Consider the following 13,863-nt stretch of genomic DNA (forward strand, 5'->3'; position numbering starts at 1 on the left):
ACGAAAAAGCACGGGGTTCTGGAGGTAAATCCATGGGCACGGCAAGGACTTGTCCGCCGCGCGGGCGCATCGTTGTTCCATCCCGGCGGCAATGGTGTCGTCGACAAGAGGAGACAGCCCATGAAGATCGTCGTCATCGGAGGCACCGGCCTCATCGGTTCGCAACTGGTCGACAGCCTGCGCGGCCGTGGTCACGAAGTCGTTGCGGCAGCACCGAGCACCGGTGTCAACAGCATCACCCGCGAGGGCCTGGACGAAGCCATGCGCGGCACCGACGTGGTGGTCGACGTGGCCAACGCGCCGTCCTGGGAAGACCAGGCGGTACTGGATTTCTTCCGCACCTCGAGCCTCAACCTGCTCGCCGCCGAAGCGGCCGCCGGGGTTCGCCACCATGTCGCCCTGTCGATCGTCGGCAGCGAGCGCCTGCCGCACAACGGCTATTTCCGCGCCAAGGTCATGCAGGAGAACCTGATCCAGGCGTCCGGCGTGCCGTTCACCATCCTGCGGGCCACGCAGTTCTTCGAATTCGTCGGCGGCATCGCCGAGGCCGGTGTGGTCGGCGAACGCATCCTGTTGTCGCCGGCGCTGTTCCAGCCGGTGGCCTCGGCCGATGTGGTCGCCGCCCTGGCCGACATCGCCCTGGCCGCGCCGGTCAACGGCACCCTGGAAGTCGCAGGCCCCGAAGCCGCGCCGCTGGACGAGATGGTCCGGTATTTCCTCCAGGTCACCGGCGATCCGCGCGAAGTGGTGGCGGATGTGCATGCCCGCTACTTCGGCGACGAGCTCGACGACCGTTCGCTGACCCCGGGGGCGGGGGCGCGCCTGGGCGCGATCGATTTCGAACAGTGGCTGGCGCGTGTGCGTTGAGCGCAGCCGCCGTCTTTCCATCCTTGAACAGGAGCATCGTCATGTTCAGTCGCATCGTTCTGGCCGCCGCGTTGGCGGCCCTGTCCCTCACTGCCGTGGCCGCCGACGAGCGCCCGGCGAGCAAGGTTTCGCTGGTCTTCGACCAGCCGTTGCCCAACGTCCCCGGCAAGAGCATGCGCGGGGTGATCGTCGACTACGCCCCCGGCGCGGCCTCGCCGTCGCACCGCCATCCGAAGTCGGCGTTCATCTATGCCACGGTGCTCGAGGGCGAAGTGCGCAGCAGCGTCGACGGCTCGCCGGAGAAGGTCTACAAGGCCGGCGAACACTGGTTCGAGACGCCCGGCGCGTTCCATGGGGTCAGCGCCAATGCCAGCGACAGCAAGCCGGCCAAGCTGATGGCGGTGTTCGTCCTCGACAGCGGTGAGCAACAGCTGGTCACTCCCAGCGACAAGTGAACCAGGGCCCCGGCGGCGCGTGCGCGCCGGGGCGACAGAGGAGGATCGAGCATCATGAACCTGCCCGAGGAAGCCGTCGCCAGCACCGCCGTGGCGCGCAGCCGCGGTGCCCGGCGTCTCGGTGTGCTGTTGTGCCTGTGCGCCCTGGTGGTGCCGGGCGCGGCCTGGCTGATGCTGCGCACGGGCAGCACGACGAGCACCGACAACGCCTATGTCCGCGGCGAGGTGACCGCGCTGGCAGCCAAGGTGGCGGGTTACGTCGTGGCGGTCGAGGTCGCCGACAACCAGCGGGTAAACGCCGGCGACGTACTGTTTCGCATCGACGACCGCGACTACCGTGCGCACCTGGCCCAGGCCGAGGCCAATGTCCGCGCGGCTGAAGCGCGGCTGGGCGACATCGACGCCGAAACCCGCCTGCAGCAGGCGCAGATCCGCCAGGCCGCGGCGGGCGCCCAGGCGGCTCGGGCCGAGCGGGGGCTGGCGGAGAAAACCCATGAACGCAATCTCAAGCTGGTCCTGCACAGTGCGGTCAGCCAGGCCCTGGTCGACCAGACCGCCGCTGCCCGCAGCAGCGCCCAGGCCACGGTCAGCGCGGCGGCGGCGACGCTGGATGCGCAGACCCTGCGCATCGGCGTGCTGGCGGCGCAGCGCGAGGCGGCCCAGGCGGCCATCGTCCAGGCCGAGGCAGCGCGGGAGCTGGCGCGTATCGAGCTGGAGCACACGGTGGTGCGCGCGCCGCTGGCCGGGGTGGTCGGCAACCGTCAGGTGCGTCCGGGGCGCTTCGTTACCCCGGGTGCGGCGCTGCTGGACCTGGTGCCGGTGGACGGTGTGTGGGTCGTGGCCAACTTCAAGGAAACCCAGCTGGCACGGTTGCAGCCGGGGCAGGCGGTGCGGATCGATATCGACGGCTATCCCGACCAGCGCCTCGACGGTGTGCTGGACAGCTTCGCGCCGGGCAGCGGTTCGGCCTTCAGCCTGCTGCCGGTGGACAACGCTACCGGCAATTTCGTCCGTGTGGTGCAGCGGGTGCCGGTGAAGATCCGCCTGCTGCACAACCCGCTGCCGGGGCGCATCGTGCCGGGGTTGTCGGCGCGGGTGTCGGTGGACGTCGGGGGCGCCTGGTGAAGCTGCTCGACGGGCGCTCGCCGGCCGGCTTGCTGCTGCTCGCCGGAATCCTCCTGGCAACCCTGACCGAGGCCATCGCCAGCAGTGTGCTGGCCTTCGGCCGGGTCGAGATCATGGGCACCGCGCATGCCACGCCGGACGAGTTCGCCTGGCTCGATGTCGGCTACATCGCCGGCAAGCTGGTCGGTTTCCTCCTGGCGCCCTGGCTGCTGTCGAGGCTGGCCCCGCGCAACCTGCTGGTGGCCGCCAGCGTGCTGATGGGCGTGGCCTGCGCGGCCTGCGCCGGCAGCAGCGAACTGCTGCCGCTGAGCACCTGGCGGGTGCTGCAGGGACTGGCCGGCGGTGTGCTGCTGGTGGCCGGGCAGGCGACGCTGTTCGTGCTGTTTCCCCGCAGTCAGCAAGCCGTGCTGCAGGCCCTGTTCGCCATGGCCTCGGTGGTGGCGCCAGCGGCCCTGGCTCCGGCGCTGTCGGGCTGGTTGATCGACAGCCAGTCGTGGCCCTGGAGTTTTCTTGCCGTGGTCCCGCTGGCCTGCGCCGCCAGCGGCCTGCTGCTGGGCGGCGGCGCCTGGCATCTGGGGCTGGCGCCGCGCCCGGGGGACTGGCCCGGCACGCTGCTGGCGGCGATCGCCCTGGGCTGCGCCGCCTGGGTGCTCAGCCAGGGCAGTCGCTGGGATTGGTTCGAAGAACCGCGAGTGCTCTGGCTCAGTGCGTTGGGCCTGGCCAGCCTGTTCGCGTGCCTGGCCCTGCAGTGCTTCAGGCCGGGGCTGCTGGAGGTCGGGCTGTTCCGCTGCAGCGATTTCAGCTTCGCCTTCATCGTCAGCTTCGTCGCCGGCGCGGCGCTGTTCGGCAGTGCCTTCCTGATTCCGGCGTTCGCCCTGAGCCTGCTCGACTTCACCCCGATGGCCGCCGGCGCCCTGTTGCTGCCCGGTGCGCTGCCGTTCATCGCGGCGCTGCTGCTCACCGCCTGGCTGGTGCGCGGGCGGGGGCTGGCGCCCTTCGCCACGGTGCCGGTGGGCATCCTGCTGATCATGGCGGCGATGTGGCTGCTCGCCGGTTCCAGCCGCGACAGCGGGGCCGACGACATGCAGGCGGCGGTGCTGCTGCGCGGGCTGGGGCTCGGCTTCCTGTTTCTCTCGATCACCCTGATCGCCTTCAGCCAGCTGGACCGCGACCGCCTGGCCAGCGGCATCGCCCTGTTCAACATCGGCCGGCAGTTGGGCGGGCTGATTGGCGTGGCCGGTTTGCAGACCCTGATCGACCACCAGCAGGCCGCCAACCGGGTGATTCTCGGCAGCCATGTGAACGCCGGCGACCCCGCATTGGTCGAGCGCCTTGCGCAGAGCAGCGCGCTGCTCGCCGGCGAAGGCCTCGATCGCCTGGCGGCGGGGCGCGCTGCGCTGGGCCTGCTCGGTCGCGCCGTGGGCGAGCAGGCCGCGGTGCTGGCCTTCGATTCGGCTTTCTTCGCGGTGGCCGCGCTGTTCGTCGTCGCCGCGCCGTTGCTGGTGTGCATCAAAGTGATCCTGGCCCGACGGGCGCAGCACTCGCGCTGAATCGAGGTTGCCCTGGCGGCGTCGAAGCCGCAGCATGGAGGCCTTTGCAACGAATCCCTCGCGCACAGGCCCGGCCATGAAGCACACCCACCTCACCTTGATCTGCCACGCCCGCACCGATGCCCAGCGGATCGGCCGCTTTCATCTGGGCGAAGACCCGGTGCTGCCACTCGACCCGCCGACGATGGGACTCGATGCGGCCCGGGTGCTGATCGCCCCGGAGCTGCGCACGCGGCAGACGGCCGAGGCGCTGGGCCTGGTCGGGCCACTGGATTCGGCACTGCGCGATTGTGATTTCGGCCGCTGGCAGGGCCTGAGCATCAAGCAGCTGGAGCAGCAGGACCCCGCCGGTCTTGGCTTGTGGCTGGGCAGCCCGGACGCCGCACCCCATGGCGGTGAATCGGTGAGCCAGCTGTGCGCGCGGGTGGCGCAGTGGCTGAGCGAGCTGCCACGGCAGGGCGAATGGCGGGCGGTGACCCATCCCATGGTGATCCGCGCGGCGCTCCTGCATGTGCTGGAGGCGCCGCTGGAGAGCTTCCACCAGATCGATGTGCTGCCGCTGTCGCAGGTCCATTTCAGCCACTACGGGCGCTGGCGGCTGCGCATCGATTGAAATGCACGGCCCTGCCTCAGTCGCCGCGCGGGTGTGACGGGCGGTCGTCCGGGCGTGGTCGCCCGGATTCGATACGGTGATCCAGCAGGCTGATGAGGGCGCCGGTGATGGCGATGAGTACCAGTAGTGCCAGGCCGATCTGCGAAGGTTCCATGAACAGGCTCCAGTGAGGTTGAAAAGGGCGCTGGCGGGGCTCAGGTCATGCGCCGCAGGGCGACGACCATGCCGACGCCGAGCACGGCCATGCCCGCCAGCAGCGCGGGAAACGCCAGCCACCAGGGCAGGCCGGCGGTCATCATGCTGAACTCCGACATACCGCCGATGCTGGCGATCAGGTTGAGGGGCAGGAACACCACGTTGATCAGGGTCAGGTTGCGCAGGGCCAGGTTCATGCCGTTGTTGGCCAGGTTGCCGCGGGCCTCGATCAGGTTGTCGAAGATCCTCGCGTGGATCTTCGCCTGCTGGTAGCTCTGCTGGTTCTCGATGACCAGGTCATCGAGCATCTGCAACTGGCCGGCGCCGAAGCCGTGGCGCTGGCCGTGGCTGCGCAGCAGGGCGAGGACCGCGCCGTTGCTGTGGATGGCATTGACGTAATACACCAGGCTCTCGCTGAGGTTGTACATCTGCACCAGGTGGGCGTTGTCCATGCCGCGGGTGAACTGCTGCTGGATGTCCCGGGCGACCTGCTTGACCACCCGCAGATGGCCCAGGTAGTGGTGCACGCTTTCTTCCAGCAGGGCCATCAGCACGTCCAGCGGACTGTTCAGGCCTTGCCCGCCACGCAGGCCGGCGAGCAGCGAATCGCTCGCGCAGATCACCACCAGGCGCCGCTCGTTGAGCACCACGCCGAACGAGGCGACCTGGAAGGCGCGCCCGTCGAAACTTCGCGGGCGCTTCCAGACCAGGAACAGGTGGTCCGGCTTGATCTCGATGCGCGCGACCTCGTCTGGGTCCAGCGACGACTCCAGCACATGGCTGCCGATGCCCAGGTGCTGCAGCCGCGACTGTTCGGCGTGGTCCGGGGCGATGCAGAAGCAGATGCTGGCGCGCTCCGGCGCGGCTTCGCGCAGTTCGCCGGCGGCGATCTCGTAGCTCTCGATCATGGGCTAGCACGCCTGCCCGCGGTGCTTGGATTCCAGGCGACTGACGAACGCCTGGAGCACCCGGCGGTAGAGTTCGTCGCCGAGCACGGCGTCCTCGATGCCGGCGTCGAGGTTGGGGTTGTCGTTGACTTCGATCACCACCACCTGCTCGCCGGTCTGTTTCAGGTCGACGCCGTACAGCCCGTCGCCGATCAGCTGCGCGGTGTCCAGCGCCAGTTGCAGCACCGCGGGCGGCACCTGCTGCACCGCCAGCGCACGGCATTCGCCGTTGACTTCGCCGGCCACCGCCTTGTGGTTGTAGATCTGCCAATGGCCCTTGGACATGAAGTACTGGCAGGCATACAGGGCCTCGCCATTGAGCACGCCGATGCGCCAGTCGAACTCGGTGTAGCAGTACTCCTGGGCCAGCAGCAGGACCGAATGCTGGAACAGTTCCTCGGCGGCGGCGATCAGTGCCGGGGCATCGGCGACCTTGATCACGCCGCGGGAAAAACAGCCATCGGGGATCTTCAGCACCAGCGGGAAACCCAGGCGCCGGCCGACCTGCTCCAGCTCCTGGGGGCGGTCCTTGTAGAGGATTTCCGTGGCCGGGCTGCCGAGGCCGTGACGGCGCAGCAGGTCGGCGAGGTAGACCTTGTTGGTACAGCGCAGGATCGAGGACGGATCGTCGATCACCACCAGCCCCTCGCGCTCGGCCTTCTTGGCGAAGCGGTAGGTGTGGTCGTCGAGCCGGGTGGTCTCGCGGATGAACAGCGCGTCGTACTCGGCCAGGCGCGCATAGTCCTTCTTCTCGATCAGTTCGACGGCGATACCCAGTTGCGCGCCGATCTCGACGAAGCGTTGCAGCGCCAGCGGGTTGGAGGGCGGCAGCGGTTCCGCCGGATCGTGCAGGATCGCCAGGTCGTAGCGGGCGACGCGCCTGGACGCCGGCTGGCGCCAGGTGCGCCGGTTGAAGGCGTCGAGGGCGTCGGCGAACAGGTGCTGCTGTTCGTCGCGTAGCTTGTGCAGGGCGCCGGGCCTGATCCCGGCGATCTGCCAGGTCTCGCCACGGCGGAACTCCACCAGCAGCACCGGGCAGGGGAAGGTCTCGAACAGCTGGCGGCCGATCTCCTGCAGCGGCTCGATGCCGGTCTTGCCGAAGTACAGGGTCAGGGTGAAGGCCTCCGTACTTGCGTAGGGATGGTTGGCCAGGGCGCGCTGGATGACCCGTTCGAGGTCGTCGAGGCCGACGCCGTACAGCGACTTGCGCGCCAGTTCGCTGAGGGTCCGCACCGAGGGCAGGACCTTGTGCCCGCGGGCCTCGGCCAACAGCGAGCAGTAGTAGCCCTGGCCGAGGTACTTGTAGTTGCGGCACAGGTTGATCACCTGGGTACGGCTGGCGCTGTGGTCGCTGTGCTCCAGGTAGTCCTGGGCGAGCATCAGGCTTTCGCTGGGCAGGTAGCTGGCCCAGTCTTCCTTGCGTTCGACGAGGATCAGCAGGCGGCTGCCGCCGCGCTGTCGACCGGGAGGTTCCTCGCCGAGGGTGATTGTGGCTTGCCGGTTTTTGTCCAATACTTCGGCGACCTTGGTCTGCACCGCTGACATGAGTTGACGATCCCTGGTTGGAAGAACACGCCGCTTCCATAAACCACGAACCCTACGGGCTGTCCCGTTTCGTTACTCACTCTTTACGGTGCCACCATGTCCTTTGATTTCCGCGTTGCATCCATGGCCGATATCGCCTCCCTGGCGGCCCTGGAACAGGAGTGCTTCAGCCTCGATCGCCTGCGTGCGCGCAACTTCCACTGGTTGCTCGGGCGCGGCAACGCCAGCCTGATCGTCGCCGGGCGTGACGGGCAACTGGCCGGTTATGCCTTGCTGCTGTTCCATCGCGGCACCTCCGTGGCCCGCCTGTATTCCATTGCGGTGAGCCCGCGCTGGCGCGGACATGGCCTGGGCCTGCAGTTGCTGCAGGCGGCGGAAGCCGGCGCGCTGGCGCGTGACTGCGGCCGGCTGCGTCTTGAGGTGCGCGCGGACAATCCCGCCGCCGTCGGCCTCTACCAAGCCCAGGGCTATCGGCGCTTCGCCGTGGTCGAGGACTACTACGAGGACCATGCCCAGGCCCTGCGCTACGAAAAAACCATCCTGCGCCAGACGCCAGCGCCTTCGCCCGACAGCGGGTGCGCGCCGCGGTGAGGCTGCGCGCACGGCTGCGGGTCAGTCGAAGACCCCGCGCAAGGTCAGGACGAAGTTGCGCGGCTCACCGTAGTAGTTGCCGTACTCGGAGGTGCCGACGCTTTCGTAGTAGCGCCGGTCGAACAGGTTGTTGCCCTTGAGCGCGACGGTCCAGTTGGCGTCGACCTTGTACTCCACCAGGGCGTCGTAGACCGCGTAGCCGGCCTGGCTGAAGTCGTAGTCGCGGCTGTCGATGACATTGCCCACGCTGTCGAAGCGGTAGGCCTGGCCGGACACGTAGGTCGGGCTCTGCACGGTCACGCCGGCGCCGACGCGCAGGTCGGAGAAGGCGCCGGGCAGGGTGTAGGTGTTCCACAGCTTGAACAGGTGCTTGGGTGTGATGGTGCTGTAGAGGGTTTCCGCGGTGTCGTTCTGTACCCGGTTCCAGGTGTAGCCGGCGAGGATCTCCCAGCCTGGGGCGATTTCGCCGCTGGCCTCCAGGTCGATGCCTTTGCTGGTGATCTTGTCCTGGGCCTTGTAGCAGCAGGCGCCGCTGTAGCTGAACACCGGATCGGGATAGGCCGGGTCGATGGCCGCCTGGTTTTTCCGGGTGGTGTAGAACAGTGCGGCACTGAGGTTCAGCGCGCCGTCGAACAGCTCGCCCTTGATCCCGGTTTCCCAGGTCCTGCCGGTCATCGGCTGGATCGAGCTCGGCGCGTCTTTCGGGCCTTGCAGCTTCTGCGCCTGGGGCTTGAACACCTCGGCGTAGCTGACGTAGGTCGACCACTGCTCGTCGAGGGCGTAGATCAGGCCGCCGAAGGGCACCAGGGTGGTCGGCTCGCGATCGGCGACGCGGTCGCGCAGGGCCCAGTCGCCGCTGCCGTCGCTGTTGCGCATCTGGTAGGCCTGCTCGAACTTGTAGCGCTGGGCGCGGGCGCCGGCGACCAGCTTGAGCGGGTCGCTCAGCTGCAGGCGCAGGGTCGAGTAGACGCCGTACTGCTCGCGGGTGTTGGGCGAGTAGTCGCGCCAGAACACATGGCTGGTTTCGTCGCCGTCCAGCGGCGTGGCACCCGGATTCCACAGGTCGATCAGGCCACCCTTGCCGCGCATGCCGGGGGCGCCGCGCCAGCGGCTGGTGACTTTCTGGTAGTCGGCGCCGAGCAGCAGTTCATGACGCCGGCCGAAGGCGTCGAAGCCGCCGGACAGGTTGATGTCGAACACCGACTGCTTGCTCCAGCTCGACACGTAGCTGCCCCACCAGTACGGGCCGTTGTTGGTGGTCTCGTCCACCGAGCCGTAGGGAATCACGCCCTCGGTGGTGGAGTGGTTGTAGGAGTAGGTGTACGAGGTGTTGAGCTTCCAGTCGTCGTTGAAGTAGTGGTCGACCTTGGCGAACCACTCGCGGCTGTAGCTGTCGCTCCAGGCCTGATCGGTGGTGTACCAGGTATGCCGCGGCAGGTGCAGGTCGCCGCCGGTGCTGTAGCGCGGCAGGCCGTCGCCGGTGCCGTTTTCCTTGACCTTGTCGTAGCTGCCGCCGAGGGTCAGCGTGGTGTCGCTGCCCAGATCGGCTTCGAGGATGCCGTAGAGCAGGGGCTTTTCCGTGCCGCGGTTGTCCATGAAGTACTGGCGGTCGGTGTAGGCGGCGACCAGGCGCCCGCGCAGCGCGCCGTCGAAGGCCAGCGGGCCGGTGACGTCGACTTCGCTGCGGTAGTTGTCCCAGGAGCCGGCGGAGGTGTCGAGCTTGAGCTGGTAGTGATCCAGCGGGCGCTTGCGCACCAGGTTGACGATGCCGCCCGGGTCGCCGGTGCCGCCGAGCAGGCCGCTGGCGCCGCGCAGCACTTCGACGTGGTCGTAGGCGGCCATGTCGTACATGCGATCGCTGTAGAAGGTGCCGATGCCGTTGCCGATGTCCATCGGCGCGGCGCCGTCGATCTGCACGTTGTCGATGCCGAAGCCGCGGGAGTAGTACTGCTGGGTGTGGTAGTTGGCGTTGCGGGTGACGATGCCCGGGGTGCGCTTCATGGCGTCGGGCAGGATGGTCATGCGCTGGTCCTCGATCATCCTGCGGGTGATGACCGAGACCGACTGCGGGGTGTCCTTGAGGCTGAGCGGGGTCTTCGAGCCGACGCTGACCAGGCCGGTGGTGTAGGACCCGGAGTTCTCGGTCATCTCGCCCATGCCCTGGCCGCTGATGGTGGTGGTGCCCAGTTCCAGGACGTTGGCGAGGCGCTCCGGACGCGGTACCAGGCGATAGCCGAGACCATCGCCGAGCGCCTGCAGGCGGGTGGCCTGGAGGATCCGGGCGAGGCCGTCGGCAACTGAATAGTCGCCGCTCAGGCCGTCGCTGTGCAGGCCGGCGGTGAGCGCCGCGTCGACGCCGATCATCACCCCGGCCTGCTGGCCGAAGGCGCCGAGGACGCTGTCCAGGCTACCGGCGGGGATGCGGTAGCTGCGGGTCTGCTGCTGGGTGCTGTCGGCGACGGCGAGCAGCGGCTGGGCAGCGCTGCCCAGGGTCAGGCCGAGCAGGGCCAGGCGCAGGGCCCGGGCCAGTGGGGTGGGGCGGTTGTGCATGAAGACGATCCGTTGGTTGGCAGAGGATGGGCGCTGTTTTTCAGCGTTCTGTCTGTCTTGATGCATGAGCGGGGAGAAAACTGCCGGGGTGAAGCGGAATTATTTTCATTTCGCTCAAACGGCGCGGCGATCAGGCCGCCACCACCATCGCCCACAGCCCCAGCACCCGCTCCACCCTGACCGGCAGGACCCGGGTCAGCAGCTCCAGGCTGGCCTCCGGCTGTGCCAGCGAATACGACCCTGACACCGCCAGCCCGGCCACCTCCGGCGCGCAGCGCAGTACGCCGCGGCGGTAGCGGTCGAGGTGGGCCAGGAGCAGCCCCAGGGGCATGCGCTCGGCCACCAGCAGCCCGTCGCTCCAGGCCAGGGCCGCGGGATTCAGCGCCTGCTGTGCACCACGGAAATCCGCCTGCCGCCCGGCCCCCAGCACCAGGCTGTCGCCATGGGGCAGGGCCAGGGTCGCGCTGCCGGCGAACACCTGCACCTGGCTGCCGGCCAGCCCCGGCAGGTCGCGGGCGATCACCAGCCGACTGGATGCCGCCGCCTGCACCCAGCCCTCGGCGGTGCGAATGCGCACGGCGCTGGCGCTGTCGGTGCTGACCAGCACGCGGCCGAGATTCAGCGCCAGTTCCAGGCCCGTTGCGCTCATCCGCCCGTCCAGCGCGGTGCGCGTATCCAGTTGCACGTCGACCCCGGCGGCCACCTGCAGGTGCTGGCGTTCGCCGGTGCCGGTGTGGTGATCGCTGAACAGTTCCGGCAGCAGGGTGCGTTCGCGCACGCCGAGGCCGGCGGCGCCGAGCACCGCGAAGCCGGCCAGACCCTTGAGCAGCGCGCGCCGCGAACTGCCGCCACGCGCCCGCAGCAGGCCGCGGGCATCGGCCGCCGGCATGGCCTGGGTGGTCTGGCGCAGGTCGTGGTTCAGCCCGACCAGGCGCTGCCAGGCCAGCTCATGGGCTTCGCTCTGCGCGCGCCAGGCTGCGCAGGCCTGGCGCTCGCCGGCACTGCTGACCCCGGATTGCAGGAGCACCATCCAGTGCAGGGCCTGCTCCAGGACCTGGGGATCGACGGCCTGCCGATCCTGTGGCTGGAACAGCTTCACGCGGCGTAGACCGCTGCGTAGCACACGCGATAGGCCTTGAGCATGGCCTTCTGCACCACGTTCACGCTGATCCCCAGGCGTTCGGCGATCTGCGGATAGGTCAGGCCATCCAGCTGCGACAACAGGAAGATCTCCCGCCCGCGTGCGCCCAGGCCGTCGAGCACCCGGCCCACGGCGTCGAGGGTCTCCAGGACCAGCAGGCGGGTTTCCGGCGAGGGCGCCTCGTCCGGGTCCAGGGCCGCCAGCGATTGCACATAGGCCTGCTCCAGTGCCCGGCGGCGGAAGAACTCCGCGCACAGGCGGGTGGCCACGGTCGCCAGGTAGGCGCGCGGCTCGCGAAAGGCCGGGAAGACGTCCTGGCGCATCAGGCGCAGGAAGGTGTCCTGGGCCAGGTCCTGGGCCTGCTGATGATTGCCCAGGCGGCGGCGCAGCAACTGGACGATCCAGGCGTGGTGCGCCACGTAGAGTTCGCCGACGGCGTGATGCGGGGAAGTGGAAGAAGGCATGCGCGCGATTCCAGACCAGACGGGAGCGGGATGACGTGCATGATAATGCTTCCTATTAACTCTATTGCAAGAAAATCTTTCCTCAGCCGACCCCGCCCGGCGCATCCAGCACCTGGCGCACCCGGCGAGCCAGGTCGTGGGGCAGGTACGGCTTGGAGATCACCTCGAACTCCGAGCCGCCGATATCGGTGCGCTCGATGGAGTTCTCGGCGTAGCCGGTAGTGAGCAGGACCTTGCTCGCCGGATGGCGGCGGCGCACTTCGCGGGCGAGCATCACGCCGTTCATGCCGCCGGGCATGATCAGGTCGGTGAACAGCAGGTCGTAGCGCTCGCCGGCATCGAAGCGCTTGAGCGCTTCGCGGGCATTGAGGACGATCTCGGCCGTGTAGCCGTAGTCTTCCAGGACCATCTTGGCCAGTTCGGCGACATCGGGGCGATCCTCGACGATCAGGATGCTTTCGTGGCCGTTCTTCGACGCTGGCAGCACGCGCGGTTCCCGCGGCAGCACGCTGCCGCTGTCCACCGGGAAGTACAGGCGCAGGGTGGTGCCGACGCCTTCCTCGGTATAGATCCGCGCCGCGCCGCCGGACTGCCGGGCGAAGCCGTAGACCATGGACAGGCCGAGCCCGGAACCCTTGCCTTCCTCCTTGGTGGTGAAGAACGGGTCCATCACCCGGTCGCGGATGCTCGCCGGCATGCCGATGCCGTTGTCGGTGATCGCCAGGCTGACGTAGCGGCCGGGCAGCAGGCCGTCATAGGCGGTGGTACCGAGGTCGCGCACCGTGACATTGCGGGTTTCGATGAACAGCTTCGGCCGGGGCCGGCCGATCATCGCGTCCCGCGCGTTGATGAAGATATTGAGCAGGGCCATTTCCGCCTGGGTCGGGTCGATGCGGCAGTTCTTCAGTTCGGGTTCCAGGTCGTAGTCCACCTGCACGCCGGCATCGAAGGTGCGCTTGACCAGCGTCTGCGCGCTCTGCAGCAGCTGGTTGAGGTTGAGGACCCGGCCTTGCAGCGTCTGCTTGCGCGAGAAGGCCAGCAGTTGCTTGGTCAGGGTGCTCGCCTTGTCCACCGCGGAGCGGGCGTGGAGGGTGCTGCGGCGGATCCGCTCGAGGTCAGGCACGGGTTTTTCCGCGGCGCTGCGGATCAGGTCGATATAGCCGCCCATGACCTGCAGCAGGTTGTTGAAATCGTGGGCGATGCCCCCGGTCAACTGGCCCAGGGCTTCCATTTTCTGCGCCTGGTGCAGGGCGTCCTCGGCGTCGCGACGGCGGCTGACGTCCAGTTGCGAGGCGAAGAAATAGATCAGCTCGCCCTTCTCGTTGAAGATCGGCGAGATGAACAGCGCGTTCCAGAAGCTGCTGCCGTCCTTGCGGTAGTTGAGGATCTCGGTGGAAAAATCATAGCGCCCGTCGATGGCCTCGCGGACCGCGGCGATCACCTCGCGGTCGGTGTCCGGGCCCTGCAGAAAGCGGCAATTGCGCCCGACGATTTCCGCCGCGCTATAGCCGGTCATGTCGAGGAAGGCCTGGTTGGCGAAGAGGATCGGATTGTCCGCGGCGTTGGGGTTGGTGATGATCATCGGCATGCGCGTGGTTTCCACCGCGGCGAAGAAGATGTCCTTGGGATGGCTGGAGAGGTCAGCTGTCGAGGAGTCGTCGACTCGGGGCGGGATGTTCGGCACGGGCGGTTCCTTTCCGGACGTTCAGGGCTGCTCAACCCGGGCGGGTGTGCGCCGGGGGATTGATCATGCAGACCATGCACGGATCGGATCGTTGCCCGTGGCAGCGGTTTTGCCGCTGCCGGTCGTCTGCGGGCGG

The 13,863-nt window shown here is 68.2% G+C and carries 12 protein-coding genes and 1 pseudogene; 6 read left to right on the plus strand and 7 right to left on the minus strand.

Features of this window, described 5'->3' with window-relative positions:
* Positions 1-120: 120 nt before the first annotated feature.
* The 5 genes from RTI28_RS00295 to RTI28_RS00315 all read left to right on the plus strand — a co-directional run bounded on the left by RTI28_RS00295 (position 121) and on the right by RTI28_RS00315 (position 4,610).
* Positions 121-867, plus strand: a complete 747-nt coding sequence (locus RTI28_RS00295) for an SDR family oxidoreductase (protein ID WP_316918606.1) — start codon at positions 121-123, stop codon at positions 865-867.
* Between the two features lie 41 nt (positions 868-908).
* On the plus strand, positions 909-1,322 hold the full coding sequence (locus RTI28_RS00300; RefSeq protein WP_316918607.1) for a cupin domain-containing protein: 414 nt from the start codon (positions 909-911) through the stop codon (positions 1,320-1,322).
* 54 nt (positions 1,323-1,376) lie between these two features.
* The gene (locus RTI28_RS00305; RefSeq protein WP_316918608.1) at positions 1,377-2,447 is read left to right on the plus strand and encodes an HlyD family secretion protein; all 1,071 of its coding nucleotides are present in this window, start codon (positions 1,377-1,379) and stop codon (positions 2,445-2,447) included.
* Positions 2,448-2,449: 2 nt separating this feature from the next.
* On the plus strand, positions 2,450-3,997 hold the full coding sequence (locus RTI28_RS00310; RefSeq protein WP_410478940.1) for an MFS transporter: 1,548 nt from the start codon (positions 2,450-2,452) through the stop codon (positions 3,995-3,997).
* 76 nt (positions 3,998-4,073) lie between these two features.
* Positions 4,074-4,610: a histidine phosphatase family protein gene (locus RTI28_RS00315; protein ID WP_316918610.1), complete on the plus strand. Its 537-nt coding sequence runs from the start codon at positions 4,074-4,076 to the stop codon at positions 4,608-4,610.
* A gap of 16 nt (positions 4,611-4,626) precedes the next feature.
* Here the strand turns inward: RTI28_RS00315 and RTI28_RS00320 are convergent, their stop codons facing one another.
* Genes RTI28_RS00320 through RTI28_RS00330 form a run of 3 tightly spaced genes read right to left on the minus strand, consistent with a single transcriptional unit; the run spans position 4,627 to position 7,297 of the window.
* A complete protein-coding gene (locus tag RTI28_RS00320; protein WP_316918611.1) occupies positions 4,627-4,764 on the minus strand; it encodes a hypothetical protein in 138 nt (45 codons plus the stop codon).
* A gap of 40 nt (positions 4,765-4,804) precedes the next feature.
* Positions 4,805-5,713 carry a magnesium transporter CorA family protein gene (locus tag RTI28_RS00325; protein ID WP_316918612.1) on the minus strand — a complete coding sequence of 303 codons (909 nt, stop codon included), beginning with the start codon at positions 5,711-5,713 and terminating at the stop codon, positions 4,805-4,807.
* Positions 5,714-5,716: 3 nt separating this feature from the next.
* Positions 5,717-7,297 (minus strand): RimK family protein, encoded by a 1,581-nt coding sequence (locus tag RTI28_RS00330; protein WP_316918613.1) that lies wholly within the window; start codon positions 7,295-7,297, stop codon positions 5,717-5,719.
* Between the two features lie 96 nt (positions 7,298-7,393).
* Here RTI28_RS00330 and RTI28_RS00335 point away from each other — a divergent pair.
* Positions 7,394-7,861 (plus strand): annotated as a pseudogene (locus tag RTI28_RS00335) (GNAT family N-acetyltransferase); the annotation flags it as partial.
* A gap of 48 nt (positions 7,862-7,909) precedes the next feature.
* Here the strand turns inward: RTI28_RS00335 and RTI28_RS00340 are convergent.
* The 4 genes from RTI28_RS00340 to RTI28_RS00355 form a co-directional block, all read right to left on the minus strand.
* Positions 7,910-10,438, minus strand: a complete 2,529-nt coding sequence (locus RTI28_RS00340; protein WP_316918614.1) for a TonB-dependent siderophore receptor — start codon at positions 10,436-10,438, stop codon at positions 7,910-7,912.
* A 130-nt stretch (positions 10,439-10,568) separates the two neighbouring features.
* Positions 10,569-11,537 (minus strand): DUF4880 domain-containing protein, encoded by a 969-nt coding sequence (locus tag RTI28_RS00345; protein WP_316918615.1) that lies wholly within the window; start codon positions 11,535-11,537, stop codon positions 10,569-10,571.
* Positions 11,534-12,043, minus strand: coding sequence for a sigma-70 family RNA polymerase sigma factor (locus RTI28_RS00350; protein ID WP_316918616.1), 510 nt, complete (start codon positions 12,041-12,043; stop codon positions 11,534-11,536). The genes RTI28_RS00345 and RTI28_RS00350 overlap by 4 nt, the downstream gene beginning before the upstream one ends.
* Positions 12,044-12,125: 82 nt before the next feature.
* Positions 12,126-13,727: a histidine kinase famiy protein gene (locus RTI28_RS00355; protein ID WP_316918617.1), complete on the minus strand. Its 1,602-nt coding sequence runs from the start codon at positions 13,725-13,727 to the stop codon at positions 12,126-12,128.
* Positions 13,728-13,863 lie beyond the last annotated feature (136 nt).

Origin of the sequence: Pseudomonas sp. zfem002 (assembly GCF_032621685.1) — a bacterium.
Lineage (GTDB): Bacteria > Pseudomonadota > Gammaproteobacteria > Pseudomonadales > Pseudomonadaceae > Aquipseudomonas > Aquipseudomonas japonica.